Source organism: Flavobacteriales bacterium (assembly GCA_020635855.1).
Lineage (GTDB): Bacteria > Bacteroidota > Bacteroidia > JACJYZ01 > JACJYZ01 > JACJYZ01.
The window spans coordinates 101,350-126,322 of sequence record JACJYZ010000003.1; the positions used below are offsets into that span (position 1 = coordinate 101,350).

23 protein-coding genes and 1 riboswitch are annotated in these 24,973 nt (G+C 51.2%); of the genes, 11 read left to right on the forward strand and 12 right to left on the reverse strand.

The window, feature by feature from the left end; all coding sequences use genetic code 11:
- Position 1: 1 nt before the first annotated feature.
- The 9 genes from thiH to H6585_08740 all read right to left on the reverse strand — a co-directional run bounded on the left by thiH (position 2) and on the right by H6585_08740 (position 7,668).
- The gene (thiH, locus tag H6585_08700; GenBank protein ID MCB9448408.1) at positions 2 to 1,129 is read right to left on the reverse strand and encodes a 2-iminoacetate synthase ThiH; all 1,128 of its coding nucleotides are present in this window, start codon (positions 1,127 to 1,129) and stop codon (positions 2 to 4) included.
- Positions 1,126 to 1,914: a thiazole synthase gene (locus H6585_08705; protein ID MCB9448409.1), complete on the reverse strand. Its 789-nt coding sequence runs from the start codon at positions 1,912 to 1,914 to the stop codon at positions 1,126 to 1,128. Before H6585_08705 ends, thiH begins: the two co-directional genes overlap by 4 nt.
- Complete coding sequence (thiE, locus tag H6585_08710; protein ID MCB9448410.1) at positions 1,911 to 2,558, reverse strand: thiamine phosphate synthase; 648 nt, start codon at positions 2,556 to 2,558, stop codon at positions 1,911 to 1,913. Before thiE ends, H6585_08705 begins: the two co-directional genes overlap by 4 nt.
- Entirely contained in the window at positions 2,555 to 3,313 is a 759-nt protein-coding gene (locus tag H6585_08715) for a hydroxymethylpyrimidine/phosphomethylpyrimidine kinase (protein ID MCB9448411.1), read from the reverse strand. The genes thiE and H6585_08715 overlap by 4 nt, the downstream gene beginning before the upstream one ends.
- On the reverse strand, positions 3,306 to 3,995 hold the full coding sequence (locus H6585_08720; GenBank protein ID MCB9448412.1) for a thiamine phosphate synthase: 690 nt from the start codon (positions 3,993 to 3,995) through the stop codon (positions 3,306 to 3,308). The genes H6585_08715 and H6585_08720 overlap by 8 nt, the downstream gene beginning before the upstream one ends.
- Before the next feature lie 33 nt (positions 3,996 to 4,028).
- The gene (gene thiC / locus H6585_08725) at positions 4,029 to 5,843 is read right to left on the reverse strand and encodes a phosphomethylpyrimidine synthase ThiC (protein ID MCB9448413.1); all 1,815 of its coding nucleotides are present in this window, start codon (positions 5,841 to 5,843) and stop codon (positions 4,029 to 4,031) included.
- Between the two features lie 9 nt (positions 5,844 to 5,852).
- Entirely contained in the window at positions 5,853 to 6,092 is a 240-nt protein-coding gene (gene thiS, locus H6585_08730) for a sulfur carrier protein ThiS (protein MCB9448414.1), read from the reverse strand.
- Between the two features lie 23 nt (positions 6,093 to 6,115).
- Positions 6,116 to 6,215: riboswitch (TPP riboswitch) on the reverse strand.
- 68 nt (positions 6,216 to 6,283) lie between these two features.
- Positions 6,284 to 7,021, reverse strand: coding sequence for a geranylgeranylglyceryl/heptaprenylglyceryl phosphate synthase (locus H6585_08735; protein MCB9448415.1), 738 nt, complete (start codon positions 7,019 to 7,021; stop codon positions 6,284 to 6,286).
- A gap of 11 nt (positions 7,022 to 7,032) precedes the next feature.
- Positions 7,033 to 7,668, reverse strand: coding sequence for a 4'-phosphopantetheinyl transferase superfamily protein (locus H6585_08740; GenBank protein ID MCB9448416.1), 636 nt, complete (start codon positions 7,666 to 7,668; stop codon positions 7,033 to 7,035).
- 136 nt (positions 7,669 to 7,804) lie between these two features.
- On the opposite strand from H6585_08740, the gene H6585_08745 reads away from it, so the two are divergent.
- Positions 7,805 to 9,124 carry an adenosylhomocysteinase gene (locus H6585_08745; protein MCB9448417.1) on the forward strand — a complete coding sequence of 440 codons (1,320 nt, stop codon included), beginning with the start codon at positions 7,805 to 7,807 and terminating at the stop codon, positions 9,122 to 9,124.
- A gap of 219 nt (positions 9,125 to 9,343) precedes the next feature.
- Here H6585_08745 and H6585_08750 read toward each other — a convergent pair whose 3' ends face one another.
- Positions 9,344 to 9,787, reverse strand: coding sequence for a Rieske (2Fe-2S) protein (locus tag H6585_08750; GenBank protein MCB9448418.1), 444 nt, complete (start codon positions 9,785 to 9,787; stop codon positions 9,344 to 9,346).
- 91 nt (positions 9,788 to 9,878) lie between these two features.
- Between H6585_08750 and H6585_08755 the strand changes: the two genes are divergently transcribed.
- From H6585_08755 to H6585_08785, 7 genes are all read left to right on the forward strand, one after another.
- Entirely contained in the window at positions 9,879 to 10,208 is a 330-nt protein-coding gene (locus H6585_08755; protein ID MCB9448419.1) for a hypothetical protein, read from the forward strand.
- A gap of 2 nt (positions 10,209 to 10,210) precedes the next feature.
- Complete coding sequence (locus H6585_08760) at positions 10,211 to 10,735, forward strand: hypothetical protein (GenBank protein MCB9448420.1); 525 nt, start codon at positions 10,211 to 10,213, stop codon at positions 10,733 to 10,735.
- 204 nt (positions 10,736 to 10,939) lie between these two features.
- A complete protein-coding gene (locus H6585_08765; protein MCB9448421.1) occupies positions 10,940 to 14,578 on the forward strand; it encodes a TonB-dependent receptor in 3,639 nt (1,212 codons plus the stop codon).
- 33 nt (positions 14,579 to 14,611) lie between these two features.
- Positions 14,612 to 18,499: a T9SS C-terminal target domain-containing protein gene (locus H6585_08770; GenBank protein ID MCB9448422.1), complete on the forward strand. Its 3,888-nt coding sequence runs from the start codon at positions 14,612 to 14,614 to the stop codon at positions 18,497 to 18,499.
- 27 nt (positions 18,500 to 18,526) lie between these two features.
- Positions 18,527 to 19,600: a PorV/PorQ family protein gene (locus H6585_08775; protein ID MCB9448423.1), complete on the forward strand. Its 1,074-nt coding sequence runs from the start codon at positions 18,527 to 18,529 to the stop codon at positions 19,598 to 19,600.
- A 94-nt stretch (positions 19,601 to 19,694) separates the two neighbouring features.
- A complete protein-coding gene (gene greA, locus H6585_08780) occupies positions 19,695 to 20,168 on the forward strand; it encodes a transcription elongation factor GreA (GenBank protein ID MCB9448424.1) in 474 nt (157 codons plus the stop codon).
- 2 nt (positions 20,169 to 20,170) lie between these two features.
- On the forward strand, positions 20,171 to 20,572 hold the full coding sequence (locus tag H6585_08785; GenBank protein MCB9448425.1) for an HIT family protein: 402 nt from the start codon (positions 20,171 to 20,173) through the stop codon (positions 20,570 to 20,572).
- Here the strand turns inward: H6585_08785 and ruvC are convergent.
- Entirely contained in the window at positions 20,567 to 21,139 is a 573-nt protein-coding gene (ruvC, locus tag H6585_08790) for a crossover junction endodeoxyribonuclease RuvC (GenBank protein ID MCB9448426.1), read from the reverse strand. The two genes, H6585_08785 and ruvC, sit on opposite strands and share 6 nt — an antisense overlap.
- A 47-nt stretch (positions 21,140 to 21,186) precedes the next feature.
- Between ruvC and H6585_08795 the strand changes: the two genes are divergently transcribed.
- From H6585_08795 to H6585_08805, 3 genes are read left to right on the forward strand one after another with little or no spacing between them, the layout of a single operon-like run.
- Positions 21,187 to 22,167, forward strand: a complete 981-nt coding sequence (locus H6585_08795; protein MCB9448427.1) for a flippase-like domain-containing protein — start codon at positions 21,187 to 21,189, stop codon at positions 22,165 to 22,167.
- 7 nt (positions 22,168 to 22,174) lie between these two features.
- Complete coding sequence (locus tag H6585_08800; protein MCB9448428.1) at positions 22,175 to 23,311, forward strand: glycosyltransferase; 1,137 nt, start codon at positions 22,175 to 22,177, stop codon at positions 23,309 to 23,311.
- 52 nt (positions 23,312 to 23,363) lie between these two features.
- Positions 23,364 to 24,605, forward strand: a complete 1,242-nt coding sequence (locus H6585_08805) for an ABC transporter permease (GenBank protein MCB9448429.1) — start codon at positions 23,364 to 23,366, stop codon at positions 24,603 to 24,605.
- 4 nt (positions 24,606 to 24,609) lie between these two features.
- On the opposite strand, the gene H6585_08810 is transcribed toward H6585_08805, so the two are convergent.
- Entirely contained in the window at positions 24,610 to 24,969 is a 360-nt protein-coding gene (locus H6585_08810) for a DUF3127 domain-containing protein (GenBank protein MCB9448430.1), read from the reverse strand.
- Between the last annotated feature and the right edge of the window lie 4 nt (positions 24,970 to 24,973).

Consider the following 24,973-nt stretch of genomic DNA (forward strand, 5'->3'; position numbering starts at 1 on the left):
TTCAGGAAGCGTTCAATACCCGGTCCCAGTCTTTCCAAACAACTTCAAGTCCCGCATCCCTGATCACCTTGGCCATTTCAGCCGGACTCCGGTCATCGTCGATCTCAAACTGTTCCAGGCTTTCTTCCTTTTCGGTATAACCGCCGGGATTCGTTCGTGATCCCGCGCTCATGGTGGTGATGCCGAGACCCAGGATGTGATTCCTGAAAGTCGGGCGTTCCCGGGTAGACAGTGACAGTTCCACATTTTCATTGAAGATGCGGTATGCGCAGATCAGTTGCGTGAGGTCCTTTTCAGATATACTCACCCTGGGTTCTATGATCCCTTCTGCCGGCCTTAGCCTTGGGAAAGAAATTGAAAAGCGACTTTGCCAGTAGGTACGTTCCAGGTAGTACATGTGAAGGGCGGTGAAGAAGGCATCGGTGCGCCATTCTTCCAGTCCGATCAATGCACCCAGTCCGATCTTGTGAATGCCCGCTTTTCCCAGCCGGTCCGGTGTATCCAGCCTGTATTCGAAGTTCGACTTCTTGCCCTTGGGATGATAATCTTTATAGGCATCCCTGTGATATGTTTCCTGGTATACCAGTACGGTATGCAGTCCGAGTGCGCCCAGGCGTTCGTATTCGTCCTGTTCAAGCGGCTGAACTTCAAGTGAGATATGTGAGAAATAAGGACGGATCAGGGAGATGGCATGCGCGAGGTAATCAACCCCTACTTTGCGGTTGGCTTCTCCGGTAACCAGCAGTACATGATCCATGCCCATGGATTTGATCACCTTCACCTCCTCCAGGATCTGTTCGTCATTCAGCGTTACACGGGGTAGCTTGTTGTCGAAGCTGAACCCGCAATAGGTGCAGATGTTCTGGCACTCGTTGCTCAGGTACATGGGGATGTACATCTGCATGGTTTTCCCGAATCGCTTTTGGGTGAGCATGCGGCTGGTACGCGCCATGGTTTCCAGGTAGGGGGCGGCAGCGGGAGATATCAGGGCCATGAAATCATCCGGACTTCCCTTCCCGGCACGGTGAAGCGCAGCTTCCACATCCGATGCTTTCATGGAGTAAATCCGGTCACGGCACCGATCCCAGTCGAGGTTTTCAAAAACCGACAAAAAACCGGAGGTGTTCATGCAATGGTGGATTCAGGTGTTTCCAGGAAGGAGGTGAGTGGGCTGGTGGCGTCGGCGATGTGCGATACGCTTCCCAGCCTGGCTTCGAAGGCCATGCGTCCTGCTTCAACAGCCATGCGGAATGCTTTGGCCATCTCTACGGGATGATCGGAAACGGCAATGGCTGTATTCACCAGTACGGCATCTGCACCCATTTCCATTGCTTCCGCGGCATGGCTCGGCGCACCGATGCCGGCATCCACCACAACGGGAACACGGCTCTGGTCGATGATAATCTCCAGCATCGATTTCATTTTCAATCCCTGGTTCGAACCGATGGGTGCCCCCAACGGCATTACGGCAGCGGTTCCCACGTCTTCCAGTCGTTTGCATAAAACCGGATCGGCGTGAATGTAAGGAAGCACCACGAACCCTTCTTTTGCGAGGATGCGGGTGGCTTCAAGGGTTTCCACCGGGTCGGGTAGGAGGTAACGGGGATCCGGGTGAATTTCCAGTTTGATCCAATGGGTACCCAGTGCTTCTCGTGCAAGGCGGGCGGCCAGTACGGCTTCCTTGGCGTTGCGAACACCGGAGGTATTGGGTAGCCAGCGGATGTGGTTGTGCTTCAGGTAATGCGTGAGGTCATCTTCTCCTTTGCCTATGTCAACGCGTTTCAGGGCCATGGTCACCAGTTCCGACCCTGAGGCCAAGAGGGCATCTTCCATCAACCGGTTTGAACTGAATTTACCGGTGCCTGTAAACAGCCTGGATTGGAAGGTTTGATCTGCTATTTGTAAAGGTTTCATGCGAGGGGCTGGGATAAAAGTTGCAAAGTGGCAATGAACCGGTGTGCTTCGTGGATTGGCGATGCAGCCTCGTTGATCGCGGAGGCTACAGCCACACCATGGATACCTGTATGCAGAATGTTCAGGACATCCTCCGGCAGGATGCCACCGATGGCTACCAGGGGGATGTCGATGGATGCCTGACGCATCCGGTGAACGATGTCGGTCAACCCTTCCGGTCCCAGGATGGGGCTCAGGTTTCTTTTGGTTGATGTGAAGCGGTAGGGGCCGATGCCAAAGTATGCGATATCGGATGTAGCATGCTGGAGGATATCATCAAAAGAATTGGCTGTGCAACCGATGATGGCCTCTTGCCCCAGAATGAGACGTGCTTCGTCGGGGGTGGGGTCGTTCTTTCCCACGTGTACACCGTCTGCACCGGTTTCCAGTGCCAGGTAGGGGTTGTCGTTGATGATGCACACCGAATCGTAGTGTCGGCATACTTTCACCACTGCTTTTGCTTCAGCGGTGATTTTGCTGCGGTCGGTACGTTTGCTGCGGAACTGGATCCAGCGTATACCTGCCTCGCAGGCTTCTTCTGCCTGCATGGCGTGGGATTTTCCTTCAAGATCCTGGGTGATGAGCTGTAATTCGGGGATGGTCATGGTAGTGGGGCGTGGATGCCCATTTTAGATGAGTCACTGGCGAGGAAGGTCCGGGTAAATGCGATGCCGTCGGTTACTGCATGGCTCAGGGAATGTCCTTTGGCCAGGCCTGCGGCAATGGAAGCGGAGAGTGTGCATCCCGAGCCGTGTTTCTCTCCGGATTCGATATAATCGTTGGTGAAGCATTCACCCATGCCGTTTATAAACAAGGTATCGGTGACCGTTTCTTGGTTTGTATGTCCACCGGTCAGCAGCACCGGACACGACGCCGAAAGTTTCCGGGCTGCTTCGTTCGGGTCGGAACAACCTGTCAGCCGGCACGCTTCCATGATATTTGGTGTGATCAGGTCGCAGGATGTCAGTGGAAAATCGTCGGTAAGCATGGAGTGTGTGTCCCAGAATGCATGGCCTGTGGACGATGTAAGAACGGGATCCCATACCACCTTGGTGTCGGGGATGACCTCTTTGATGAGGTGGATAATATTGGCACATACCCGGGCACTTTCCGTGATGCCAATTTTAACGGCGCGTGGGCGGAAGCGTGCCATCACCGAGCGCATTTGCCGGAAGATCATGTCCGGTGCCATCCACAAAAGCCGGTCGAACTCTTGGTCGCTTTGCGCGGTAACAGCGGTGCAGATGCCAAGGGATCGGACCCTGTGGCACTCCAACGTTTTGATATCAGCCAGCAGGCCCGCGCCTCCACTCGGGTCAAGGCCGGCAACCGACATTGCGTATGGGAGGACTTCAGACATGTTGGGAGATTTTCTTTATGTGGAGGATACCATCCTTGTCTACCGACATGGCGGTATCAGCATTCATGGAACCGAGCACCCGACTCTGCACTTGTGCATAGGTTCCAACCGGATCATCCGTATTCCAGATATACCCGAGCATGGCCATTCCGTAGAAACCAACTTCACAAACTTCATCCACCTTGGTTTCGTCCACACCGCCAAGTGCAATCACATGTTGTGAAGAATTCATAATGGCGGCTTTCAGCATATACTTGGAAAACCCGGCCTGGTATCCGCCTTTGGAAATGCTGTCGAACACCGGACTGATAAAGACATAGTCGTACCGGGTCTTGTCGTTATACAGGCTGTTCAGGTTGTGAAAAGAAGTGCTGATGTGGAGTTGGGGGTGAAACCACCGGTACATCCTGGTGTATTTCCATCGGTTGAAACGTTTCTTTCTGACTTTGGAAGTGAGATGGATGCCTTTGAGTTTCATCCGGGTGGCCAGGTTGAAATGAGAATGAATCACGATCCGGTTCCAGTAGACCTTGGGAATTTTCAGGAGCAGCGCGCGCATTTGTCCGCTGGATGCACCAGGTTTGCGAAGGTGGAGGATCGGTAGTCCTTCTTCAAACATGCGCGTCAATATTTCAGCTTCCTGCTTGAAAAATGTCGGTTTTGTGATCACGATTGTTTTCAAGTCTTCCTTGTTTTAGAGGGTTTGAACTGGGTGCTATGTATAGATTTCACTTCCCTGGTCAACAAATTCTTTTGCCTTTTCCTGTAATCCCTGGTCAATGGCTTCTGCATTTTCCAGGCCCTGGTTGTTTGCGTATTCTCTGACTTCCTGGGAGATTTTCATTGAGCAGAACTTGGGTCCGCACATCGAACAGAAGTGGGCCACCTTGGCATTTTCCGAAGGCAGGGTTTCGTCATGAAACTCCCTGGCCGTATCCGGGTCAAGGCTCAGGTTGAATTGATCCTGCCACCTGAATTCGAACCGGGCCTTGCTCAGTGCATCATCCCGTAGCTGTGCTCCGGGGTGACCTTTGGCGAGGTCAGCGGCATGTGCTGCGATCTTGTAGCTGATCACCCCATCCTTCACATCCTTCTTGTTGGGAAGGCCCAGGTGTTCTTTGGGTGTTACGTAACAAAGCATGGCACAACCATACCAGCCGATCATGGCAGCGCCGATGGCGGAAGTGATATGGTCATACCCCGGAGCGATATCCGTGGTAAGGGGCCCGAGTGTGTAGAAAGGTGCCTCGTGGCATACCTCCAGTTGCTTGTCCATGTTCTCCTTGATCAGGTGCATGGGTACGTGCCCCGGTCCTTCAATCATCACCTGTACATCATTCGCCCATGCGGTGTGTGTGAGTTCACCCAGTGTTTCCAGTTCTGCAAATTGGGCTTCGTCGTTGGCGTCGGCAATGGACCCGGGGCGCAATCCGTCGCCCAGGGAGAAGGCCACATCATAGGCTTTCATGATCTCGCAGATCTCATCAAAATGGGTGTAAAGGAAATTCTCCTTGTGATGGGCCAGGCACCACTTGGCCATGATGGAACCACCGCGCGATACAATACCGGTTACGCGTTTGGCGGTCATCGGCACATAGTGCAGCCGCACACCGGCGTGAATGGTGAAGTAGTCTACCCCTTGTTCGGCCTGTTCGATCAAAGTGTCCCTGAAGAGTTCCCAGGTGAGGTCTTCGGCGATGCCGCCGGTTTTCTCGAGTGCCTGGTAGATGGGAACGGTGCCGATGGGTACGGGTGAATTGCGGATGATCCATTCCCTGGTTTCATGGATGTTCTTGCCGGTAGACAGGTCCATGATGGTATCGGCGCCCCAGCGGCAGGCCCAAACCGCTTTTTCCACTTCTTCCTCGATGCTGGACGTAACGGCTGAGTTTCCGATGTTGGCATTGATCTTTACCAGGAAGTTGCGTCCGATGATCATGGGTTCGCTTTCCGGGTGGTTGATGTTGTTGGGGAGGATGGCACGTCCGGCGGCGATCTCATCGCGCACGAATTCGGGTGTGATCCACTTGATTTTTGAAGACCCGTTGGTTTGCTGGATCCGTTGGTTTTCGCGGATCGCTACATATTCCATTTCGGGTGTGATGATGCCTTTACGTGCATAATGCATCTGAGAGACGTTGGCGCCCTCTTTCGCTTTCAGCGGTTTTTTGAGGTGTGCAAAGCGAAGGTGATCCAGGTCGCTGTTCAGCAATTGCTGGCGGCCGAACTCGGATGAGATTCCGGGCAGTTCCTGCACATCTCCGCGTGCCATGATCCATTCGGATCTCAGTGCGGGCAGTCCCTCCCTTACGTCGAGGTTCATTGACGGATCGGTGTAAGGCCCGCTGGTATCGTACACAACCACATCCTTATTGGACTCTTTTAAGCCATTCATCAACTGTGAATCCTCAAGGTGGATTTTGCGCATGGCTACACGGATGTCATGCATCTGGCCGGGTACGTATATTTTTTCGGAACAGGGAAAGGGTGTTCGCGTGATGGTATGTTCGTTTGGGATGGAATTTTTCATGGTAAAAGTTTAGCCTCCCTGGGTGGCGTGGATAATCAGAATATGGTCGCGATCATTCAGCAAGGTCCTGTTCCAGTCGGAAAGGGGGATCACGTCACTGTTGACTGCAAGGGCGATTCCCTGGCGTGCTTCAAGTGACAGTTGCCGTATCAGGTCCGAAACGGAATAACCCGATTGAACCCGGTGGATTTGATCGTTCACATGAACGGTGATGTGTTCCCCTGTATCTGTGTTGTCGAACGCTTGCATTGAATGCTCAATGTCTGCAAGGGGTGCGAGAGTCCAGCCAATCCCTTCGCCGGCATGATCCGGAGCAGGTTCGATGGGTATGTTCTCAGCCCCGGATCAACCGGGACACCCCTTTGCTTGGTCGTACAAAATTGACCAAATACAACTTGATTTCCAAAGTTGTTTCCAAAAAGTTACCAACCGGTAGATGCTTACGCGGATTTGACAGCTGTTCCGAGCACATCAAGCAGGGAGCTGTTTGACTCGATGGCGTTGCCCACCACGATGACATCGGCCCCTGCATGGCATGCGGCTATCACCTGTTCGGGAGTGCATATCCCTCCTCCGGCAATGATCGGCAGGTCGGTGGATTGCCTCACGGCGGAGATCATTTCGGGTGGAATGGGGTGTTTGGCTCCGCTTCCTGCATCCATATAAAGTACCTTCAGTCCCAGCAACTCACCGGCCATGGCTGTGCATGCGGCGATGTCGTATTTGGTGCGCGGAATAGGAAAGGTATTGCTGATATAAGAAACGGTAGTGGCCTGGCCACCGTCGATGAGCATATAACCCGTCGGGATCACTTCCAGTTGGGTTTGTTTGATCATCGGGGCTGCGATCACGTGGTTCCCGATAAGCATTTCCGGGTTTCTGCCGGAAATCAGGGACAGAAAGAACAATGCATCGGCGTTGTCAACCACCTGGAGGATGCTGCCGGGGAACAAGACCACGGGTTTGCCCGTCACCTCCTTGATCCTGTCAATACAGGTGCGGGTAGATTGTGCCCTGACCAGGCTACCGCCCACGAAGATGAGGTCCACGCATGCTTCTCCCGATTGCATCAGGGATGTGAGTTGGCCATCGTTCAGGTCGTCCGGATCGATCAGGACGGCGAACAGTTTGCGGTTCTCTTTGCGGGCCGCTGCTATGATCTTGTATACGTGGCTCATGGCTGGCAATATTAACCATATTTCGTCACGTACACCAGCACAAAATCTTCCCTTGATATGAATCCGGCCTGTAATAGGTGATCCCTGCAACGAATCAAAAAACCGTTTTCGGGTTGTTTGGGGTCGGGCCAGCTTTGTATGTGAAGGTCTTTCCGGAAATCAAGTCCACCCGCCCCGTCCCACTTATATGCCGCTTCTTTCCCGCTCCAGGCCAGTGCTAGTATTTCGGGCAAATGGGTTCGGATGTGCTGAGCCTTTGACAACTCGTCTTGCGAAAGGTATCGATCGGCGATGCGATCAAAGGTCCGCGACCGCATCTCTATGTCAATCCCGATGTTGCGGTCGGCCACGGCTACGGCAGCATAGGTGTGGGCATGGGAAAAGGAGACCCCGGTGGATGTGTCACGTAAGAATGGTTTTCCCTGTTCATTGTAAGAGATGTTGCATGGATCGTGGCCCATGCGGGTTAGCAAGGCCCGGGCGGCGAGGAACTGGCATTGTCGTTCTTTCTGTTTGAATGTGGCCAATCGGTCCAGGTCAACCGGCGTGAGTGAGGTCAGGGTCATCAATTCATCCCGTTGTTGGGAAATGCCCCAGATGCCGATCTGAAGGCTTCCGCTTGAATGAATGATTTGGTCCGACTGCATGATGCGGGGTGGTGGTACCCGGCAAAGATAGGAGGTTTGGTCTACACGCGGGGTTGCCCCTTGAATTGGTAATTGAAAAGGTGTTTTCTACCTTTGCCCATCCATTGAGTATTCATCAAAAAAGGAAAATCTCAAAATGAGCCAAACTACGGTGCAAAAATTTGAAAAATATAAGGTAAAGGACATTTCACTTGCCGCCTGGGGCCGCAAGGAAATCGAACTGGCCGAGGCAGAAATGCCCGGTCTGATGGCCATTCGTGAAGAATATGGCGCGAAGAAACCGCTGCAAGGCGCACGCATTGCAGGTTGTTTGCACATGACCATTCAAACCGCTGTTCTGATCGAGACCTTGGTGGAACTGGGTGCGGAAGTTACCTGGTCATCATGCAACATCTTTTCAACCCAGGATCATGCTGCTGCAGCGATCGCGGAAAAAGGTATTTCCGTATATGCCTGGAAGGGAATGAACGATCAGGAGTTCGACTGGTGCATTGAGCAAACATTGTTTTTCGGTGAAGACCGGAAACCACTGAACATGATCCTCGACGATGGTGGAGATCTCACCAACATGGTGCTGGATCGTTATCCCGAATTGGTGGAAGGCATCAAAGGTATTTCCGAAGAAACCACCACCGGTGTGCATCGCTTGTACGAGCGCGCAAAAAAAGGAAAACTCCCGCTGCCGTGTATCAATGTGAACGATTCCGTTACGAAATCCAAATTCGATAACAAGTACGGTTGCCGCGAATCATTGGTTGACGGCATCCGCCGTGCTACCGATGTGATGATCGCAGGTAAGGTGGCCGTGGTTGCAGGATATGGTGATGTGGGCAAAGGTTCCGCACAATCGTTGAGCGCTGCCGGTGCCCGTGTGATCGTGACCGAGATTGATCCGATCTGCGCCCTGCAGGCTGCCATGGAAGGTTACCAGGTGATGAAAATGGATGATGCGGTGAAGCTTGCTGACATCGTGGTTACCGCTACCGGTAATAAGGACGTGGTTGTAGGCCGTCACTTCGAGAACATGAAAGACAAGGTCATCGTTTGCAACATCGGTCACTTCGACAATGAGATTGACATGGCATGGCTCATCAAGAACCATGGTTCAACCAAAGTGAACATCAAGCCGCAGGTGGATAAGTTCACCGTGAAAGGTCATGATGTGATCGTATTGGCGGAAGGTCGCCTGGTGAACCTGGGATGTGCAACAGGTCACCCGTCGTTCGTGATGTCAAACAGCTTCACCAACCAGGTGCTGGCTCAGATCGAGTTGTGGAAGAACAGCGGCGGCTACGAAAACAAGGTGTACACGTTGCCGAAGCATCTGGACGAAAAAGTGGCTGCGTTCCACCTCGCCAAGATTGGGGTGCAACTGGAAACCCTGACTCCGGAACAAGCCGAATACATTGGCGTGGAGCAGAAGGGCCCGTTTAAACCCGACTACTACAGGTACTAATTACAGCATACTGCAAGAGCTACAGCAACAGTTCGCCGTAGCTTTAGCGGAGCAACCATACAGCAAGAGCATACAGTGGGAGGTTTCCCGGACTGTATGCTCTTTTGTTTTGTTCTATGTTAAGTCTTGTATTGAGCCTCACACTTGCTGTTGCTGTATGCTGTTGCAGTATGCTGTTGCGGTATGCTCTTGCAGTATGCTCTTGCAGTATGCTCTTGCTCAATTAAAAATATGCACCCACGTTCCGTCGAACGAGGTTTCATATTGTTTGAGGGGCAGGGTGGCCGGGCCTTTGACAACCGACCCGTCAAACAAAAGAAAGGTTGATCCGCAGCAGGGGTCTGTCACCTGGATGTTGGTGGAGTCTACTTCCACTTTACCACAGCTAGATGATGGTTGATAAGGGCAGTGCCGGTCGAAGGCCAGGAAGGCGTCAAGGGATTGGCGGTACACAACGATTCCCCTTGAACCTCCTACAATGTAAACCCATCCTCCGGGTGCGTTCAGGTCGGTGAACCCTGGTTCTGTCGGAGAAACATAGATGTCCACAGCAACGTCAGGAACCCTTTCATCGTTCTTTTTGCATGCAGCTATCAGGGCTGCGCATGCGAACAACATAAGGAAGGACAGATGTCGTGACTTGAGCTTTTTTGTTATCTTCATGGAGAATGGAATCATCAGGCAAAGTTATGAAAGTCTCGCCTGGTATTAATTGTAACTTTGACACGCGACTGTTAAACAGAATGTGCAAAAGATGAAAAGGAAACGTTGGATACGAGGTTTGGTTGCGGTTTTGCTGGTGCTGATGTCCGGTGTGGTGATGGCACAGGCTGAGGGGCCCGGCGACAGTCCGGCATCCAAGAAGAAGCCCAAAACCCAGCAGGAGCGTGCGGCGCAAAAGGACAAGCAGAAAAAGCTGAATGAAGCCAAGAAGATTGATAAGATGCTTCATAAACGGGCGAAGAAAATTCAGTCCAAGGAAACGCGGAAAATGATGAAGAAGAGCAAGCGAAAATCCAAACGGATCGTGGAAAAAAGAAGGGATCCTTTTTATATTCGCTGGTTCAGAAACAGGAGGCATTGACCATGATGACGATCACTCCCATTGTGATGACAATGGACTTCAACTACACTACGCTGATATACATCCTGATCGGGATCGTGTACTATGCATTCAGGGCCATTGGAAAAGGAGCCAAAGAAGATGGCAAGCCGAAGAAGGCACCGAAGAAAAACCTGCTTGAAGAGCTGGAGGACATGATACGGGAAAAGCAGGAACCTGCTCCCAAACCCGCGCCTGCCCCCGTTCAGCAGTCATCTCCGCCTCCCCAGCGCGATCGCCAGAAGTCGGCAAAATCCACACATTCGGATTCAACGCATCTGAAGGAGACGTACAGTTCGCGCATAAGGATGATGGACCAGGTCACGGCAGAAGGCAGCAGCATCATGCATCCCGTGCCACCGAGTGCGCACATGCATGACCCGAAAAAAAGCAAGGTTAAAATCGTGCGCCTGAAGAAAAGGAAAACAGCCTTCAACCTGCGCCGGGCGGTGATTCAATCCGCAATTCTGGAAAGGCCGTACGCTGACACGGGAAATCCTACCGCTTAATAATTATTCATTGACATTACCCCCTTTCTTTGCTACTTTCGATTTAACATTCCCTCCTAACATAAAAGCCACCGCATCAACGGCTTGTCATTTTTCAGAAAGATTTTGCGATTAAAAACTTCTTTTTTATACCTTTACCCCCTCTGAAAATCTCGCATCACATTTTCGGTTTTTTGATTTTTTAGTTACCAAAAAAATTGCATTATGCTACGAAAACTGTCCGTTTTCTGCGCGCTCATTTCTTTGTGCGGTATGAGTGCGTTTGCGCAAACCGGTACCTTGAAAGGTAAAGTCGTGGATAAGCTGAACGGAGAACCGATTCCGTTCGCTAACATCATCATTGAACGCAATGGTGTTCAGGCCGGCGGTGCCACCACGAATTTCGACGGAGAGTATACGATCAAGCCGATCGATCCCGGTAAGTATTCGGTAAAGGCCAGTTACGTCGGCTACCAGCAGATACAGGTGGATGGGGTGACCATCAACTCCGATAAGATCACGGATCTTAAAATCGAAATGTCAGCAGGTGTTGAGCTGCAGGAGGTGGAGATCGTGAAGTACAAAGACCCCGTGTTCAAGAAGGATGAAACGGTGGTTCAGAAAACCGTTACCCGCGAAGATTTCGACAAGATGCCCACGCGCAGTGCGGTATCCGCTGCGGCTACTTCTGCCGGTGCTTATCAAGGAACGGATGGAAAGATCAGCATGCGCGGACAACGTTCAGGTGGTACGGTTTACTACGTGGATGGTGTGAAAGTACGCGGTAATGTAACGCTTCCACAGAGAGGTATCGAGCAGGTAAGTACTGTATTGGGCGGTATCCCCGCACAGTACGGTGATGCCGTAGGTGGTATCATCAACATCACCACGCGCGGTCCGTCCAGCACGGTGAGTGGAGGTGTTGAAGCCCTTACATCCGAGTTCCTGGATGGATATGGATACAACCTGGTGGGCGGTAACATAACCGGTCCCCTCTGGTCTAAGAAAGATACAGCAGACCCCACCAATTCACGCGCCATTGCGGGTTTCTTCCTGTCAGGTGAAGGTGCCTATATTCAAGATGGTAACCCTTCGGCCATTGGTGCATGGAAGGTGAAAGACAATGTGCTTGCTGATTTGGAAAAGAATCCATTGAGGGCACGCGGTAGCGGTCTGGGAACTTTTAGGAATTCCGAATTTCTCACCAAAAATGATCTTGAGAATGTGAAAGCCAAGATGAACGTGGGTTCTGCCCGGATGACCATGCAAGGTAAATTTGACATTAAACCATCCAATTCCACTACCATCACTTTTGGCGGTTCTTATGACTATGAAAACAAGCACGACTATTTTTACACGTATTCATTGCTGAACTATAACAAGAACTCGCAAACGATCAATAGCACATGGCGCGCGTATTCACGCTTTACACAGAAATTTGACTCCGACACCGGGTCGGCCATTCAAAATGCCTTTTACAGCATCCAATTGGATTACTCTATGGATAACAGCAAAACCTGGGATGACATTCACAAGGATGACATGTTCGCTTACGGTTATGTCGGAAAGTTCAATACGCACAAAATTAACCACTATAGTGTAATTGGAACAGACCCTGTGTCCGGGAAGACCGGTTGGCTGCATGATGGGTTTAGTGACACACTTGTGGAATTTGAGCGGTCGGAGATCAATCCTTTGATGGCCAACTATACCAGTCAATATTTTAACTTTTATGATGAAACGGCAGGCAATTATGAAAATTTGAGTCAGGTGCAATCGGGCGGTGGCTTGCTCAATGGCGACCGACCTGGACATGCCTATTCATTGTGGTATAATACCGGACGTTTGAATAATCAGTATGGCTACAGCGAAAATACCCAATTCAGGTTAACAGCCAATGGGTCAGCGGATATAGGAGACCATGCCATTCAACTGGGTTTTGAATATGAGCAACGCAGTGATCGCTTCTGGAACAGTGTGCCCATCCAATTGTGGGTACTTGCCCGCCAGCTGACGAATGCTCACATCAGCAATCTGGATTTCAGCAATCCGCAACCGGTGCTCGATGCCAACGGTGTATTCCAGGATACAGTGAATTATCCGCGTTTGTATGATGCAAATGCACAACGTTATTTTGACAAGCAGTTGCGTACGAAGTTGGGAAAATCCATTACAAGTACGGAGTGGATTGACGTTGATGCAGTGGATCCAAGCATACTGAGCCTGGATATGTTCAGTGCAGATGATTTGCTGAATGACGGGAATGGGTTTGTGTATTACTATGGCTACGATTACCTAGGGCATAAGTTGACTTCAAAACCCAGCTTTGACGATTTTTTCAACGAAAAGGATGAGAACGGCAACTACACCCGCAACGTGGCGCCTTTCGAGCCGATTTATGTGGCCGGGTATATCCAGGACAAGTTCGCTTTCAAGGACCTGGTCTTCAACATCGGTGTGCGTGTAGACCGCTATGACGCCAACCAGATGGTGTTGAAAGACAAGTACCTCCTGCAGGCTGCCAAAACCGCTGCCGAGGTGCCCCAGTTCGGTAACCATCCATCCACCATTGGTGAAGATTACGTGGTGTATGTGAATGATGCGGCCAATCCTACTGCGATTTTGGGATACCGGAACGGAGATACCTGGTACAATGCGGAAGGAACTGAGATCACGGATCCTTCCGTGATAGCCAAAGCTAGTAGCACCGGTACCATCACCCCGTACCTGCTTGATCCGAACAACACCGAAGTGAAACCCGAGGTGTTCAAGGACTACGAACCCCAAACGAACATCATGCCCCGTGTGGCTTTCTCATTCCCGATCTCGGATGAAGCGGTGTTCTTCGCCCACTACGATGTACTGACCCAGCGTCCCACAAGCGGACAGCGATTGGACCCTATTTCATATTATTATCTCCGTAACTCTGCTGGCAGGATTACAGTTGGAAACCCCGATCTGCAGCCTGAACGCACCACGGATTATGAGGTAGGTTTTAAGCAAAAGTTATCACAGGCATCTGCTATTTCCTTCTCCTCGTTTTATCGTGAACTGAGGGATCAGATTCAGGCGATCCCTGTCAACTATGCTTATCCTAAAGATTACAACACCTATGGAAATGTCGATTTCGGAACAGTAAAGGGTTTCTCCGTGTCTTATGATTTACGGCGGGTAAGGAATGTTCGTCTGAATGCCAATTATACCCTTCAGTTTGCCGAAGGTACCGGCAGTTCGGCCACAACCGGACTTACGCTGATCAATGACGGGTTCCCCAACCTGAGGACATTGTCTCCACTGGAGTACGATGTACGTCACCGCATCGTAACCAACATCGACTACCGCTTTGATGGTAAGGACAAGTATGACGGTCCGCGCTGGTTTGGTGCACCCGTATTTCAATACACGGGTATGAACGTGATCATGAACGCACGCTCGGGTGAGCCTTACTCACGTCAGGCAAATGTGACCCAGACAGCTGCATTTGGTCTGAATGATCGTTCGCGCCTAGACGGGTCCATCAACGGTTCACGCCTGCCCTGGCAGTTTACGATCGATCTGCGTGTAGACAGGGACATTCCCCTCAACTTTGGCAAGAAGGATGAAAAGGGTAATGGCGGGCATGGAAACCTCAACCTGTACCTGTCCATCACCAACCTGCTGGATGCAGATAACATCATATCGGTTTACCGTGCAACGGGTAATCCGGATGACGACGGTTACTTGACCAATGCTGCGGCACAGGGTATCATTGAGCAACAAACCAATCCGCAATCATTCAGGGATCTGTATGCCATCAAGGTGAACAATCCGGCAAATTATAGCTTGCCCCGCCAGATTCGCTTCGGTGTTCAATTGGATTTCTAGTCGTTCTTTATTTGGCATTAATTATTTACTGATATGAAAGCTAGTATGCGCAATTTCGCCTTAATCACCCTTGGAGCACTGGTGTCCGTTTCAACGTACGGAAGAGAGGATATCAACAAGAAGGCCGGCTCATCGGGTGTCATGAAAAACGGTAGTCACGAAGCCGTTGCTGCAGCGTGTGATCCGCCTTCCGCTCAAACGGATCTGGACATCAACAACGTCCGGGCCCGTGTGCTGTCCGGCATGGATATGTGGTGGGATCTGAACACCGCCAAGTACGAAGTGCCCAAGGGTTCCAACAAGAACTCTCTGTTTGCCGGTTCGCTCTGGCTGGGTGGTATCGATGCCGGTGGCCAGCTGAAAGTGGCTGCACAAACCTATCGCCAGTGGGGATGGGACATCTGGCCCGGCCCCCTGAACACGGTCACTGCATCCGTTGATGCGGACGTATGCGCCAAATACGACAAACACTTCAAGATGACCCGAAAGATGGTTGAGGATTTTGTTGCAGACCCAAGTTATCCTGGCAACATATCCAATGTTCCCCAGGCCATGCTCGACTGGCCTGCACACGGCGATCCGGCATACGGACAGGATACGTATCTCGCACCTTTCTTTGATTATGATGGCGACGGTTATTACAACCCATATGCAGGAGACTATCCCGACTATGACATCTCAGGAGATGCCGGTTGTGCCGCTCGCCTTTACGGTGACCAGACCTTGTGGTGGGTATTCAATGACAAAGGTGATATCCACACCGAAAGCGGTGGCGAACCCATCGGAATCGAAATCCATGCGCAGGCTTTCGCATTCGCCACCAACGACGAAATCAACAACATGACCTTTTACCAGTACCGCATTTTCAACCGGTCGTCTTTCCAGGTGAACAACACCTATTTCGGTCAATGGGTGGATCCGGATCTGGGTAACTACCTGGATGACTTCGTGGGTTGTGACGTTGGTCGCGGTCTGGGTTATTGCTACAACGGGGATGAGAACGACGAAGGCGCGCAAGGGTACGGAACCAACCCGCCTTCTATCGGCGTTGATTTCTTCCAGGGGCCGAAAGCCGATGACAATGATGGCGTTGATAACGACCGCGATGGTACCATTGACGAGCCCGGAGAACAAATCATTATGTCGAAGTTCGTTTACTATAACAACGACGGGTCCGTTACGGGTAACCCTACCTTGGCAACCGACTATTACAACTACCTGACCGGTTTCTGGAGGGATGGTGTGCCGTTTACATACGGTGCCAATGCCTACAACACCGGCGGGCCTATTTGTAACTTCATGTTCCCCGGTGATTCGGATCCCAATGGATGGGGTACACCGGGTGCAGGTCCTCAGCCCCCATGGGATGAGAAAAGTTCCGGAAATACTCCTGCGGACCGACGTTTCCTTCAATCTGCCGGACCGTTTACCCTGAAGCCGGGTGCCGTGAACACCATCACCACAGGTGCGGTTTGGGCACGTGCAGCACAGGGAGGTGCTACCGCATCGGTGGATCTGTTGCGTGTGACCGACGACAAAGCCCAGGCACTGTTCGACAACTGTTTCAAGGTGTTGAACGGGCCGGATGCACCCGACCTGACCATCCAGGAAATGGACAAGAAGTTGCTGGTGTATATCACCAACAAGCCCTCTTCCAATAATTACAATGAAGAATACGAAGAGCGTGATCCGCTGATCGTATGGACCAGCACCAACAACTACGATACCACGTACAACTTCGAAGGGTATCAGATCTACCAGGTAAAAACACGCTACGTAACAGCTGCCGATCTGCAAAACCCGGATCTTGCCCGTCTGGCTTTCCAATGTGACGTAAAGAACAGTGTGGCCCAACTGGTCAACTACGAATTCGACCAGGCACTGGGCGGCAACGTGCCCACCGAAATGGTGAATGGAAACAACACAGGCATCGTACACTCGTTCGAAATCACGAAAGACCTGTTTGCATCCGGGGATGACCGGTTGGTGAATCACAAACCGTACTATTTCCTTGCAATCTCATACGGGTATAACAACTTCAAGAAATACAACCAGGCCGATCCGCTGCAACTCGATGGTCAGAAGAAACCGTACAAGGCGGGTCGCAGGAACATTCAGGTATACACAGGTATCCCGCACTTCCCCTCACCGGAAGCGGGTGGAACCGATTACCCCACCGAATACGGAGATGGTGTTGAGATCACCCGTCTGATCGGTCAGGGCAATGGCGGATTGGTGATGGATATATCCGAGGACGCAGAAAATACCATTCTCACCAGCTCCAACCATCGCGCTTATGAGTTGAAGTACCAAAGCGGGAAGGGTCCGGTTGATGTCAAGATCATCGATCCGCTGAATGTTCCTTCAGGCAACTTCAAGCTCTACCTTACAGGAAAGAGCAATGTGGGAAGCGGCGCGATGGATAAAACTTCCAAATGGTTTTTGATCAAAGATGGAACCAGTGATACAATCTGGTCTGACCGTGACATCAGCGTGTACAACGAACAGATCCTTTCGGGTAAATTCGGGAAGAACCACGACGGTGCTTCCTATAACTGGGGACTGTCTGTCAGCATCAAGCAGGTAGAAGATCCCGGCAAGAACAAAGATGCCGGCTTCCTGGAAGGTACCATTCAATATGCAGACGCCGAACACCCATGGCTGACCGGTGTACCGGATATTGACGGAGGATCGGCTTACAACTGGATCCGTTCGGGTACGGTGAACAACTCGGATCCGGCAACTGACGATTACGTCGGACTTGACGACGATGAAGAGTTCGAATCTGTTTTACCAATAAACCTTGGAAATGGATTGAGTGGTGGAACCTGGGCTCCTTACCGCATAGCTTCTCACGAAGTGGATTACGGTCCGGCATGGAGCAACTTCCACGCCCAGGTGAAAATGAGCCAGTTGGCCGGTGTGGATATTGTCTTTACTCCTGATAAGTCGAAATGGTCACGCTGTGTGGTCATTGAAACAGGTTCTGATCCCGCATTGAATGCCGGTGGTGTTGACAAGTTCATGCCTCGTGCCGGCCAGTCGGTAGACAAAGACGGTAACGCCGATGGAAGTGGTACCGGAATGGGTTGGTTCCCCGGCTATGCCATCAATGTGGAGACCGGAGAACGTCTGAACATTGCCTTCGGTGAAAATTCATGGCTTGCCGGTGACAACGGGAACGACATGAAGTTCAACCCCACTGCTACCTATGCACGTCCCCCGATCGGAACACCGGTGTGGGGTGGCATGCACATGGTGTATGTGTTTGGCCACAACAAGAATACATCCATTGACATGCCTGCCTACGATGAAGGTGCATACATGTACAACATGCTTTCCACCGGCAACTCCACCGACAGGCGTAATGTGCTGAAAGATTGTATGTGGGTGGGTATTCCCATGCTGGTATCAGGTGAAACCCTGCTGGCGAATGAGGCACGTATCCGTCTTCGTGTACGCAAACCCTATACCCGCGATTACGCGATCTTCGGAGAAACCACGGACACCCTTTACAACACCATGAGCCCTCAGGCTCCGGCGTATTCGTTCAGTACCAAGGATATCAAAACGGTGACCAAGAACACCGAAACCGCCAAGAATGCCATGGACCTGATCAACGTGGTGCCAAACCCGTACTACGCATACTCGGAGTACGAAAGCAACCAGATCGATTCCAGGATCAAGATCACCAACCTGCCGGAAAAATGTACGGTGAGTATCTATACGCTCAACGGTACCCTGATCCGCAAGTTCAAGAAAGATGAACCGCTCACCTCACTTGATTGGGACCTGAAGAATGCTGCAGGTATCCCTGTGGCGAGTGGTATTTACATCATCCACATTGACGCCGGTGCGGCGGGTGAAAAAATCCTCAAGTGGTTCGGTGTTATGCGTCCGATCGACCTGGATACATTCTAATTTGCTTACAACAGAAAAGATTCGAACATGAAAAATAAGGTTATCATCCTCACATCGGTTGCCCTTGCATTGGGTATCGGAACCCCTGCATCGGCCGGAAACGAAGATCGTGCCGGACAGGCGGGTGCAACGGAACTGCTGATCAATCCTTGGGCACGCAGCTCCGGATGGGCAGGCGCCAATTCCGCCGGCGTCAGGGGACTGGAAGCTTCCTTTCAGAACATCGCAGGAACCGCATTCACCCGACGTACCGAGGTGATGTTCTCCCGGTCTGCATGGCTGGCGGATGCCGATATCTACATCAATTCATTCGGCTTTACCCAGAAAGTGGGTGAGACCGGTGTGCTGGGATTGGCCATCATGGCCATGGATTTCGGCGATATCCAGATCACAACCGTGGACCTGCCTGAAGGCGGATTGGGAACATTCTCCCCCCAGTACCTCAACGTAGGGTTGTCATACGCCAAAACTTTCTCAAACAGCATCTACGGAGGCGTTAGCATCCGGGCGATCTCGGAATCCATTTCCGATGTGAAAGCACAGGGCGTTGCAATCGACGCAGGTATCCAGTACGTAACGGGAAGTGAAATGTATCCGGAACGCACCAAGTTTGGGATTGCATTGCGCAATGTGGGACCTCCCATGAGCTTCTCGGGTGACGGTATTTCATTCCGTGCCACCGCACCTTCCGGTTCCAGCTATGACATGCGTGTGGAGCAGCGTACGGCCGAATTCGAATTGCCCTCGCTGTTGAACATGGGTGTTTCCTACGATATCATCAGCCCGGGTACGGATACAACCAAAGCCCACAGGTTGACCATTGCGGGTACCTACACATCCAATTCTTTCTCGAAAGACGAAGTGAAAACCGGTCTTGAATATGCTTACAGGAAATTCCTGATGCTGCGTGGCGGTTTCATTTATGAAAAGGGTATGTTCTCGGATGATGAACGTACCACCTGGTGGTCTGGGCCGACTGCAGGTGTATCCGTTGAGATCCCCATGGGCAGCAAGGGCAGCACTTTCTCGGTAGACTACTCCTATCGTACGCGTGAAGTATTCAACGGCGTACATACGTTCGGGGCACGGATCAATCTTTAGATTTTACCGGAAGAAAACAACTTCATATCTTTGCAGGAGAGTCCCGTATGTACGGGATTCTTCTTTTTTATACGCATCTGAATAAGCAAGATTTATGTCAAAAGTTCAATATTTCACTCCCGAAGGATTGAAAAAACTTAAGGATGAACTGGAACACCTGATGACCCATGAGCGTGCCGAGATCTCACGACAGATCGCAGAGGCCCGGGACAAGGGTGACCTTTCAGAAAATGCGGAATACGACGCTGCCAAAGACGCGCAAGGCTTGTTGGAACTCAAGATATCCAAACTGGAAGCGATCGTTGCCAATGCCCGCATCATTGATGAGTCCAAGTTGGACCATTCAAAGGTGGTGATCCTTTCAGCGGTCACCATCAAGAACCTCGGAAACGGATCGAAAATGACATATACCCTCGTATCCGAAGAAGAAGCTGATTTGAAATCAGGCAAGATATCCGTGGATAGTCCCATCGGGAAAGGATTGCTCGGGAAAAAGGTAGGAGATAAAACAGCGATCAAAGTTCCGTCCGGTACCATGGAATTCGAGATCATTGAAATCGGTGCCTGATCATGCCATCCCTGTTTTCAAAGATTGTTGCGGGAGAGATACCCTGTCACAAGGTGGCTGAGAACGATGAGTTCCTGGCCTTCCTGGATATATTCCCCCTGGTTATTGGGCATACGCTTGTGATACCCAAACAAGAGGTGGATTACATCTTTGATGTACCTGAAGGCTTGTATGAGCGACTATGGGCTTTTGCGAGACAAACGGCGAGGGCGGTGGAAGCCGCCATTCCGTGTGAGCGGGTGGGTGTGGCTGTGATTGGTCTGGAAGTACCGCATGCCCACATTCATTTGGTGCCCCTCAACCATGTTGGGGATATCAACTTCGAAAGAGCTAAATTATCGCCGGAACCCGGTCAGTTGGCTGAGGCGGCGGAAAAAATCCGCGGCGCGTACGACCGGTTATGATTTCCGGATCCGCCCCGGATTCTTTTTCAGAAAGGCACTCCAACCGGAAACCCCGCCGTCAGCTCCGCGGGTGTGTGTGCGTTGATAATGATGACACAATGCCGCAGCCAGGCCATCGGTCGCGTCCAGGTTGCCCGGCATTTTCCTGATCTTAAGAATGGATTGCAGCATGGCAGCTACCTGTTCCTTGGAAGCATTCCCGTTGCCCGTAATGGACTGCTTTATTTTTTTTGGACTGTATTCGAAAATCGGGATGGACCTGTGCAGACATGCCGCCATGGCCACGCCCTGGGCGCGTCCGAGTTTCAGCATCGACTGTACGTTCTTTCCGAAAAACGGTGCTTCAATGGCCAGCTCATCCGGCAGGTACTCATCGATCAGGGCCAACGTACTTTCAAAAATCTTTTTCAAACGATCCGGGTGTGTCAGGTTGGCTGACAGTTTGAGTACATCCAGGTGGACCAGTTCAGGATGCTTGTTGCGTACATGCAGGATACCATACCCCATGATATGGGTACCCGGGTCAATTCCCAGGATGACCTTGTCCTCTGATCCTGTTTCCGCCATGGGTACTACCGCTATTTTCGTTAATTTGCCCGGTTGATTATATGCGCATGCAAAAGAAATCGCTCCGGGTCATCGGTTGGTTGCTAAAGATAGCGATTGTTTTCCTTGCCTTTTATTACATCTACCACCAACTGTTCGAGGAGAGGAACATGCGGCAGCTGTTCACTGAGTTCAGGCAGTTGGTGAGGTGGAACGAATTGCCGGGCATCCTGCTGGTGGTATTTCTCATGTTGTTCAATTGGTCCCTTGAAGCGGCCAAATGGCGTTACCTGGTGAAGAAGATTGAGGATATTTCGTTTGGGAAAGCACTCGTTGCAGTTTTCTCCGGCATCACTGTCAGTGTATTTACACCCAATAAAATCGGTGAATACGGTGGACGTGTATTTCATCTGAAATCTGAACATCGCCTGGATGCGGTGGTTATCACGTTGGTCGGAAGCATGATGCAGCTGGGTGTGACTTTGCTGGGAGGATTGATCACCGCCCCTTTCTTTTATGCAAAGTATCACAAGGGAGACGATTATGTTCAGGAGTATTTCTTCTACGGATTGCTGTTCGTTACTTTTTCATTCCTTGGTGTGCTGGCCCTGGCATTCTTCAGGCGCATGTTGCTGAAAAAGGCATTGCATAGGATGGGGTTCCTGGAGCGTGCCCGGAAGTACGGCAAGGCGCTTACCTTTTACCATCGCCGGGAATTGTGGTTTGTTTTCAGGATGTGCCTGGCCAGGTATGTGGTTTTCTCAACCCAGCTGTACCTGTTGTTGTGGACCTTTGACGTGTACCTCAGTTTCATCCAGGCCTTGCTGTTCATTCCCCTTATTTTTTTCATGATCACGGTGATTCCGAGGCCACTGGCCTTTGCGGAACTCGGCGTTCGTGCTTCAACTGCACTCTACTTTCTGACCTACCTGAATGCCGATCAGACCGGTGTGTTGTTGGCCATGTTCAGCCTGTGGATGCTCAATCTAGCCGTACCGGCATTGTTGGGTAGCATTTTCATTTTGCGTATGAGAATATTCGGTCGTTAACATGCACATGGAAGTCATATCTTATTTGCTTCCTGCACTCGCCTGCGTATACGGCATATGGATCGGTTACTGCAGCATCGGTTGGCTGAGATTGCAGGAGGTGCCGGATGTCCGTGATCATCGACCTGATACGCGGGTGAGTGTTGTGGTAGCGGCAAGAAACGAAGCGAATAACATCGTCGGATGCCTGGATGCATTGATGGCGCTCGACTATCCGTTCGATCTGCTTGAAGTCATTGTTGTGGATGATCATTCGGATGACAATACCTGGCAACTTGCAAACGAATTTGTGGAAAGGAAGGTGCCCGGACCGGTTGTCAAAGTACTCCGGGCAACGAATGGAACAGGTAAGAAGCAGGCACTCACCGAAGGCATTCTGGCTGCCGGCGGACAACTGGTCTTTACCACGGATGCGGATTGTAGAACCCCACCTCAATGGTTACGAATGATGGTGAGGGTATACGAATCCCATCATCCGCGGATGATGCTGGGAACCGTCAGGTTGGAGGGCAAGAGCGCTTTTCAGCAATGGCAGTCGCTTGAAATGGCCGGCCTGATGGGGGTGACGGGAGGCATGGCCGGGTGGGGTTCACCATCTCTTGCCAACGGTGCCAACATCGGTTTCGAAAGGCAGGCATTTCTGGATGTGGGTGGTTATGGTTCCCACATGGATAAGGCATCAGGAGACGATGTGTTTCTGCTGGGGGCTTTTAAAAAATCCTATGGGAAGAAAAGCATCCGCTTTGTCAAAGATCCCCGGGCAACGGTAGCCACCCATGCGATCCCGGGCTGGTCGGATTTTATCCAGCAACGTATCAGATGGGCTTCAAAAATTATGGCAATGAAAGACTTCCATATCTTTTTTGGAGCCATATTGGTCTATTTTCTGCATCTTTTCTTGCTGACAACCGTACTTTTGTCGGTTATATGGCCCGGCATGTTGTTCGGGTGGTTGATGGCCATGTGCATCAAATGTTTGTTTGACTTTTTGTTTTTATATTTAGTCGGTTCCCCACCCGTAAGAAAATGGTTATGGTTCAAGGTGCTACCGGCCCAATGTCTCAATATCGTCTATGTGCCATGGTCCGGATTGTTGTCTTTTCGTGGTGCATACTACTGGAAGGGGCGTCGGTTGAGCAAGTGATGGACGGAACCGAAGCATAACCGGAAGTAAAAATTTGGTGAAGGAAAAAAAGATAAAATCCCAGGAATCCCTCGCAAGGCAGGTTTGGAAGCGCATGCGGAGAAACCGAGTTGGCATGCTCGGTTTGGTGGTCATTTGTCTTTCCGTTATGGTAGCCATTCTGGGCTACCTCATCATGCCTGACTCTACGCCGCTGGCCAATGACCAGAAACCTGAGCTGACCATTAAAAAGCCCGGTTTCAGTGTGCAGATGCTGAAGGTCAGTAAGAATGAAGATGTAGAGATCGTCAATGTGTTTTCCAGGATGATCTTCGGACAGAAAAGTCCATACCGTTCCATTCCCATTACAGCGTATCACTTTGACGGCCCGGAGATCGTGGTGAATGAATATACCGGTAACGACGAAGATAAGGGATTGGAAAAGCGATACAACCTTGCCGATGTGGTTTACGCCCTGTCGTACGAAAATCCTGAAGTGAAGGAAGTCGGCCAGTCGCTCCAATTCACTACCATCAACGGGGAAGTGAAGAGTGAACCTGTGAAAGAGTTGCAGCGCAGGGTGGAAGACAAGTTCCTGATCACGCGCACGTATTGGTTGGGTACAGATCGTTCCGGACGCGACCTGTTGAGTCGCCTGATGGGTGGAACGCGGGTGTCTCTTTCGGTGGGTTTTATCTCCGTGATGATTTCACTTGTCATCGGAATCCTCATGGGTGCCATTGCAGGATTTTTCCGGGGTCGGGTGGATGATGTCATCCTCTGGATCATCAATGTGGTTTGGTCCATTCCTACGCTTTTGTTGGTCATTGCCATTGCCTTGGCCCTGGGTAAGGGATTCTGGCAGGTCTTTGTTGCAGTAGGACTCACCATGTGGGTGGAAGTCGCCCGTGTGGTTCGGGGCCAGGTTCTCAGCATTCGTGAAAAGGAATACATTGAAGCAGGAAGGGCTTTGGGATATCAGAACTTCCGCCTGATCATCCGCCATGTGCTTCCCAACGTGATGGGACCTGTGATAGTCATTTCAGCAGCCAATTTCGCTTCGGCGATCCTGATCGAAGCCGGCTTGAGTTTTCTTGGTGTAGGGGCGCCACCGCCAACGCCATCCTGGGGCAGCATGATCCGTGATCACTACGGCTACATCATTGTGGATGCGGCCTACCTGGCCATTTTGCCGGGGTTGGCGATCAGCATGATGGTGCTTGCTTTTACATTGGTTGGAAACGCCCTTCGGGATGCTTTTGATACCAAAGGTGCTTCGAACCAGTCGATTTCTTCGGGGCCGGGCCTCGGTTAGTGCCTCAGAAAGGCAGGTCGTCTGTTTCTGCGTCTACACCTTCACTGGCTGGGAAAGGATCGCTTACATCCTGGGTGCTTCCGCCATTCGCCGCTTCGATCTTCCAAGCATCCAGTGAATTGAAATATTTGGTTTCCCCTTCACGGCTCACCCATTCGCGGCCACGTATGAAGAAAGAAATGGTTACCTGGTCTCCGGGTTCGATGGAATCCAGTAGTTCACATTTGTCCTGAGTGAGCTGGAAGCTGACATGCTGCGGGTATTGGGAAGAATTCTCGGTGACCACGAATTCACGCTTGCGAAAAGAATCTTTGATCTGTTTGGTTTCCTGTTTGACTTTCAGGGTGCCGGTGAGTGTGTACATGTTG

What these genes read in the sequence shown, in the direction of transcription:
- thiH (MCB9448408.1), bottom strand. Translation starts at nt 1,129, where the DNA reads ATGAACACCTCCGGTTTTTTGTCGGTTTTTGAAAACCTCGACTGGGAT.
- H6585_08705 (MCB9448409.1), bottom strand. Translation starts at nt 1,914, where the DNA reads ATGAAACCTTTACAAATAGCAGATCAAACCTTCCAATCCAGGCTGTTT.
- thiE (MCB9448410.1), bottom strand. Translation starts at nt 2,558, where the DNA reads ATGACCATCCCCGAATTACAGCTCATCACCCAGGATCTTGAAGGAAAA.
- H6585_08715 (MCB9448411.1), bottom strand. Translation starts at nt 3,313, where the DNA reads ATGTCTGAAGTCCTCCCATACGCAATGTCGGTTGCCGGCCTTGACCCG.
- thiC (MCB9448413.1), bottom strand. Translation starts at nt 5,843, where the DNA reads ATGAAAAATTCCATCCCAAACGAACATACCATCACGCGAACACCCTTT.
- thiS (MCB9448414.1), bottom strand. Translation starts at nt 6,092, where the DNA reads ATGCAAGCGTTCGACAACACAGATACAGGGGAACACATCACCGTTCAT.
- H6585_08735 (MCB9448415.1), bottom strand. Translation starts at nt 7,021, where the DNA reads ATGAGCCACGTATACAAGATCATAGCAGCGGCCCGCAAAGAGAACCGC.
- H6585_08740 (MCB9448416.1), bottom strand. Translation starts at nt 7,668, where the DNA reads ATGCAGTCGGACCAAATCATTCATTCAAGCGGAAGCCTTCAGATCGGC.
- H6585_08745 (MCB9448417.1), top strand. Translation starts at nt 7,805, where the DNA reads ATGAGCCAAACTACGGTGCAAAAATTTGAAAAATATAAGGTAAAGGAC.
- H6585_08750 (MCB9448418.1), bottom strand. Translation starts at nt 9,787, where the DNA reads ATGAAGATAACAAAAAAGCTCAAGTCACGACATCTGTCCTTCCTTATG.
- H6585_08755 (MCB9448419.1), top strand. Translation starts at nt 9,879, where the DNA reads ATGAAAAGGAAACGTTGGATACGAGGTTTGGTTGCGGTTTTGCTGGTG.
- H6585_08760 (MCB9448420.1), top strand. Translation starts at nt 10,211, where the DNA reads ATGATGACGATCACTCCCATTGTGATGACAATGGACTTCAACTACACT.
- H6585_08765 (MCB9448421.1), top strand. Translation starts at nt 10,940, where the DNA reads ATGCTACGAAAACTGTCCGTTTTCTGCGCGCTCATTTCTTTGTGCGGT.
- H6585_08770 (MCB9448422.1), top strand. Translation starts at nt 14,612, where the DNA reads ATGAAAGCTAGTATGCGCAATTTCGCCTTAATCACCCTTGGAGCACTG.
- H6585_08775 (MCB9448423.1), top strand. Translation starts at nt 18,527, where the DNA reads ATGAAAAATAAGGTTATCATCCTCACATCGGTTGCCCTTGCATTGGGT.
- greA (MCB9448424.1), top strand. Translation starts at nt 19,695, where the DNA reads ATGTCAAAAGTTCAATATTTCACTCCCGAAGGATTGAAAAAACTTAAG.
- H6585_08785 (MCB9448425.1), top strand. Translation starts at nt 20,171, where the DNA reads ATGCCATCCCTGTTTTCAAAGATTGTTGCGGGAGAGATACCCTGTCAC.
- ruvC (MCB9448426.1), bottom strand. Translation starts at nt 21,139, where the DNA reads ATGGCGGAAACAGGATCAGAGGACAAGGTCATCCTGGGAATTGACCCG.
- H6585_08795 (MCB9448427.1), top strand. Translation starts at nt 21,187, where the DNA reads ATGCAAAAGAAATCGCTCCGGGTCATCGGTTGGTTGCTAAAGATAGCG.
- H6585_08800 (MCB9448428.1), top strand. Translation starts at nt 22,175, where the DNA reads ATGGAAGTCATATCTTATTTGCTTCCTGCACTCGCCTGCGTATACGGC.
- H6585_08810 (MCB9448430.1), bottom strand. Translation starts at nt 24,969, where the DNA reads ATGTACACACTCACCGGCACCCTGAAAGTCAAACAGGAAACCAAACAG.